The sequence below is a fragment of the Bacteroides sp. D22 genome (assembly GCF_000163675.1).
Taxonomy (GTDB): domain Bacteria; phylum Bacteroidota; class Bacteroidia; order Bacteroidales; family Bacteroidaceae; genus Bacteroides; species Bacteroides xylanisolvens.
Window position 1 is genome coordinate 1 of record NZ_GG774883.1, and the last position, 580, is coordinate 580.

Annotated in this window: 1 pseudogene; it reads right to left on the minus strand. The window is 35.5% G+C overall.

What is annotated here, in order from left to right:
* Positions 1–199 (minus strand): annotated as a pseudogene (locus tag HMPREF0106_RS28075) (transposase); the annotation flags it as partial.
* Positions 200–580 lie beyond the last annotated feature (381 nt).

Here is a 580-nt window from a genome sequence, read left to right on the forward strand (position 1 = left end):
TCTCAGGGAGGAAACCTTTTGAGTGAAGATGTAGATCAGAGTACTCAGCAGGAATAGTGGCTTTCTCCTCTAAATAAAGAATAAAGCAAGTATCCTGAGAAACATGATTGACTAGGGTAAAGTAATCAAGGATTCCTGAAGGCAAGAACAAGCTTAAAGAAGCAACAGGATCAATCGTTTGGGAAGAGGATGTTTTCATGATGCAAAAATAAGAATTTTAACGCAATCCCCCAAGTTTTCAGACTGAGCCCAGAAACAGATTACTAAAGATAACCATTCCTCAGCCAATAAAAAGAAAAGCAATACACGCCACAACTTATTTTGCACAACTTGTTTGGAAAATAAAATATTTTTTCCTTACCTTTGTATTAGGATTTATTTCAAATCTTAATAAAAATAGAGCGTTAAGGCATTATCCAAGTTCAGGAAATCCCCAATTTCAAGACAACAACTGGATAATACATTGGACGCTCCACGTACTATTTATATATTAAAGTGTTATATATATAGGCGTGGGGCTTTGTGTATTATATGTTGTTGAGTATGGGGATACTTCTGAACGGTAATACCAAAGTTCCCA